The organism is Accumulibacter sp. (assembly GCF_016789985.1).
GTDB lineage: Bacteria > Pseudomonadota > Gammaproteobacteria > Burkholderiales > Rhodocyclaceae > Accumulibacter.
Genome location: NZ_JAEUOL010000093.1, coordinates 1 through 4,692, shown reverse-complemented (window position 1 = coordinate 4,692; position 4,692 = coordinate 1). Strand labels below are relative to the sequence as shown.

At 68.2% G+C, this 4,692-nt stretch carries 2 protein-coding genes; both read left to right on the top strand.

The window, feature by feature from the left end; translation table 11 throughout:
* A partial coding sequence (locus JNK99_RS05600) for a baseplate J/gp47 family protein (protein ID WP_291849857.1) occupies positions 1 to 2,937 on the top strand: 2,937 nt, incomplete at its 5' end.
* Complete coding sequence (locus JNK99_RS05595; protein WP_291849854.1) at positions 2,934 to 4,598, top strand: phage tail protein; 1,665 nt, start codon at positions 2,934 to 2,936, stop codon at positions 4,596 to 4,598. The genes JNK99_RS05600 and JNK99_RS05595, both read left to right, overlap by 4 nt.
* Positions 4,599 to 4,692 lie beyond the last annotated feature (94 nt).

Here is a 4,692-nt window from a genome sequence, read left to right as displayed (position 1 = left end):
GCTGACATGGCACGCGACCTGACCCGCTGGAACCGTGCCGGCCTCGACCGCGTGCGCTATGTCGATGGCAACGCTGCGGTATTTCTCGAACGAATGCGCACACGGCTGGCGACCGATTTCCCGCAGTGGCCGGCAAGCGCCGCCGAAGACGCCGTGTCAAAGGAGGCGATGGAAGCGGTCTACCAACGCAACCCGGATGACCTGCTGTGGCAGCTCACCCGTGGTTTCGCACGCGCCAGCCATGTGCTGACTGAGTCGCTCGACGCCCTCGCCAATGAGGGCTGGCTGGGCACCGCCACCCAATGGGAGAGCCTGCGCCGGCTGACCGCGATGCTCGGCTACGCCCCGCACCCGCCCGCCTCCGCCTTTACCGAGCTGGCAATGGACTACAAGGCCGGGACCGTGGGCAAACTGGCCGCCGGTTTTCAAGTCAAGCATACGCCGCCAGACGGCGGCAAACCGCTGATCTTCGAAACGCTCACCGATCTCGATGGCGACGCGAGCCTGAACGAACTGCGCCCCAAGGACTGGAACCGCAACCCGCTCCGGCTCAGTGGCGCCACGCTGACCCTCGCCGGAAAGCTCGACAAGCTCAGGACCGGTGAGCCGCTGCTGCTTGAGGACGAGCGCGACGGCCACCTGCAGGCGCACCTGATCGTCGGCGTGCATATCGGCGAGAACAGCACGACGGTCCATCTGGCGCCGCCTGTGTCGCGCCAGGACGGCTTCCTGCGCGGATTCACCCGTTGCCACCTGATGCCCAAGGACAGGTTGCGGGCGATCGGACCGCGTACCACCGGCGCCGAGGTCGGCCGCAGCCTGCGCCTGGCCGGCAGTCTCGAAGGTCTGCGTGCCGGCGATCTAGTGGCCATCGGGCGGCCCGAAACCAAACCGCTCTATCGCCGCATCAAGGCGGTGCAAGGCGAGCATGTCATCTTCCACGAAGCGCTCGGCGAGGTCGATCTCGCCAACAGCACGCTAATGACGCCGATCACCGTACCGATCGCCCATCTCGGCGGCAACCGCCGCCTGATTCCCCCACCCAGCATCAGCCCACCACGTGCCGGCTGGAGCGTGCGCACGCTTTACGTCGCCGGCGACTGGAGCTGGCTGAACGGACGCTGGCTGGCCGACATCCGCCACGCAGGATCCCCTTTGCGCGAATATCTGCCGGTGTACGAATGCATCAACGCCGATTACTTCCCGCCCGCCGGTGACAGCCAGCGCGCACAGCTACTGGCCGGCTACACCGCGATGACGCTGACCTGGTCACCGGCCGAGGACCGTACCGCCAGCGGCCAGCCGCTCGGTCTGGACAATCCGCAGGCCCTGCTGGTGGCACCCCGTTCGCCCGGCCCGTGGCAACCGGATACCTTCCTGCAGAAGAGCGACGACGGGCGGTTGAGCGAACCGATCGTGGTCGAACAACCGAAGAAGCTGGCTCCCGGCGACCTTGCAGTCGTCGCGCGCGGCGGCAGCCTGGCCTGGGCCAGGCTGCGCCACGTCAGCGTCGATACCGAGAACGCGCTCGCCCGACTCGAAACCGTGGCCGGTTGGGAAGACCGTGGCGACGGTCCGTTCTATCTCGAAAGCAGCCGTGTCTTCGGGCATTTCGGCGAGATTGGCGGCCTGCTCGACGCGACGCTCAATCAGACGCCGATCAGCGACACCCGGATTCCGCTCGCCAGCCTGCCGGCAGCGCTGCGTCCTGGACGTCTGTTGCTCGTCGACAACGGCACGGCGGTGGTGTCGACGCGCGTCAGCGAGCTGTCGCCGCCCGGGGAAGCATCCTGGTTGCAGCTCGCCGACCTGCCGCCCAAAGGCAGCACCTTGGGCAACCTGCGTCTCTCGGCCAACATCGCGCTGGCGGCGCATGGCGAGACCAAACCGGCCCGCGTCCTGGGTAGCGGCAATGGCGCCATCAATAGCCAGCGCTTCCTGCTCGATCTCAGCGATGTGAGCTTCGTGCCCGACCCGGCGATGCCGGCCGGGGTACGTGCCGATCTGGTGGTCAGCGTGGCCGGCGAAGTGTGGACGCAGCGCGCCAGCCTGCGCGATTCCGCTCCTGCCGAAGCGCATTACCAGGTTCGCCAGAGCGAGGACGGCAAGCTGTGGATCGAATTTGGCGACGGGCGAAACGGCCGCCGCCTGCCGACCGGTGGCAACAATGTCCTTGTCACCTACCGCCAGGGCGTCGGCGCGGCCGGCAATCTGGCGGCCGGCAGTCTGCTCAGGCCGGTCCATCCGGACCCGCTGCTTGCCGCGGTGCGCCAACCGGTGGCGGCCTCCGGTGGCGGCGAACGCGAATCGGTCGCCGCGCTGCGCGAAAATGCAGCATCGGCCCTGCTGGCCCTGGAGCGCGCGGTATCGCTCTCCGACTACGCCGCGCTGGTCCGTGCCAATGCCGGCGTCGCCCAGGCCAGCGCTTTCCGCCTGCCAACCGGGCGCGGCCAACGCGAGAAGGTCGAAGTGGTGGTGGTACCGGCCGGAGGTGGCAGCTTCACGCCGGCGCTCAGGTCAAGTCTCGAAGCCTTCCTGCTGGCGCACACACTGCCCGGCGTGCAGGTGCTGGTCAGCGCCTACCAGCCGGTTGCCATTCGCCTCAGGGCGACGATTCGCGTGCGGCCCGAGGCTTTCGACCGCGAAACCGTGCGCGCCGCAGTGGTCGACGCCCTGGCCGCGGCCTTCGCCCTCGCCAGGCGTCGACTCGGACAGGCGCTCTACCGTGGCGAAGCCTATGGCGTCGCCGATGCGGTGACCGGCGTCGAGAACAGCGATGTCGAGATCCTGATCGATACTCCCGTGGCCGCCAGCGTACGGCGGCTGGCGCTCGATGCGAACGGCCGCGTGCTCTCGGTGCACCCGCTGCCCCGGCAGTGCGTGCACCTGGCGAGCGTCGCCGACATCGAGGTACGTGTGGAGGACTTCAGCTTATGAGCACCCGGCCGATGGACTTCGCCACCCTGCTCTACCGGCAATTGCCGGAGGTCTTCCGGGAACGCGACAATACCAGCGAGTTCCCCGACGGCAGCCGTTCTCCCGGCGATCTGGCACGCCTCTGCACGGCCTGGGGCGATCTGCTCGATGCCCTCTACCGTAGCCAACTGCAGCGCTACTACGACATCTTCCCCGAGCAGGAGGGAGCAGCCGATGCCGAAGGCCTGGCGCGCGGTTGCCAACCCTGGGTGCTGCCCTACCTCGCGCAGTTGCTCGACGTGCAACTGATCGCACCGCTCGAGGCGGGTCGCCGCGCCGAGATCGGCCACGCCATTGCCTGGCGACAACGCAAGGGTACGCCACTGGCGGTCGAGGAGATCGCCGAACGCATCGCCGGCATCGAGGTGGAGATCCGCGAAGGTTTCCGCAAACTGGCGACGACTCCCTGGGCCGGTTTCACCCTGCTGCCGGAGAGTGTTTATGGTGAGCCGGATGGCCGCTTCGACCGCCGCTTCCGCCTGCAGCGCGTCGAGCATCCGGGGCTTCCGGCAGGCAGTGTGGACTTCCGGCACGCTTCGCGAGCGATCCGTGCCGATGCCGACAGCCCGGCCAGCAAGACTTCCAGCTTCGCCGGCAGGGTGGTGCCGTGGCGGCAGAAGTGGCCACATGGTGTTCCCTGTTTCCCGCGCAGCTTCCAGGACGTCACGGCACGCACCGCCGACCTGCGCACGCCGGATGCGGCCGGCCACGGCCACGCCCACCCGCGGCGGGTCGTGCTGCATGCACCACCTTTCGCGGGTTTCTTCGCCCCACAAGCGGCGAGCGTCCAGTGGACGGTCATCCGCGACGCCGTGCTCGGCGGCCAGCCCCTGCCCGCCGCGCTGCCCCTGACCCTGGTCAACACAGCCGACAGCCGCGCGCTCAGCGGGGTCGGCGATGCGCCGGTGCGCATCCGCGGCGTCGTTGAACTGAACGGCGTGTTCGACTGGAGCTTCGCCAACCTCTGGTTCGACAACCGGCTGGAAGTCGGCGCAGGCCGTGTCGCCGCCGCCGGCTGCGCCTTCCGCGAACTTTACATGCACACCGTCGATGCCGCACGGCCGGTGGTCACCGCGCAGGCCTGCCTGTTCAAGCGCCTGCTGGCGCCGCGCAGCCTGGTCAGCATGGAGTTCGTGACGGTTCTCGAGCGCCTCGTCTGCGAGCGCCTGCAGCTCAGCGACTCCATCCTTCTGCCAGCACCGCACAAGGACCTGCTCGACAATGACGTACCGGCGGGTGGCTGCATCCGCTACTCGCGCCTGCCCTACCTGCCGCTGCCCGCCGATTCGTCCGATCCGTCGCTGGCCAACGATCCGCGCTGGATCGCCCAGGGGCGGCGCTCGATGCTGCGCGTGCACGCGGCGAGCTGTTCGACGCTGACCCCCATCTTCTGGAACACCGAATTCGGCGAAGCGGGGTGTGCCGTGCTGCACCCCACCGCCGACGATCGTCTGCGTTTCGGCGCCGAGGACGGCGGCGAGATGGGTGCCTGCCACGTGTTCGCCTACACGCTGCGTGAACGTGCGCTGATCGAAAAGCTCAAGGATTTTCTGCCGGTGGGCATCGAGGCGGTGCTCGCCCCCGATGCGAGCCTGGTCTGCGCTCCACCGCAACCGAGATAGGACATAGCCCATGAAAACCCAGATCTCTCGCGACACCTTCCAGCCCGCTCGCAACTACTCCGGCGTGCAGCTCCAGCAAGGCCGGATGATCGTC

Bases quoted from the DNA above. Each gene is read 5' to 3' on its own strand.
- JNK99_RS05595 (WP_291849854.1), top strand. From the start codon at position 2,934: ATGAGCACCCGGCCGATGGACTTCGCCACCCTGCTCTACCGGCAATTG.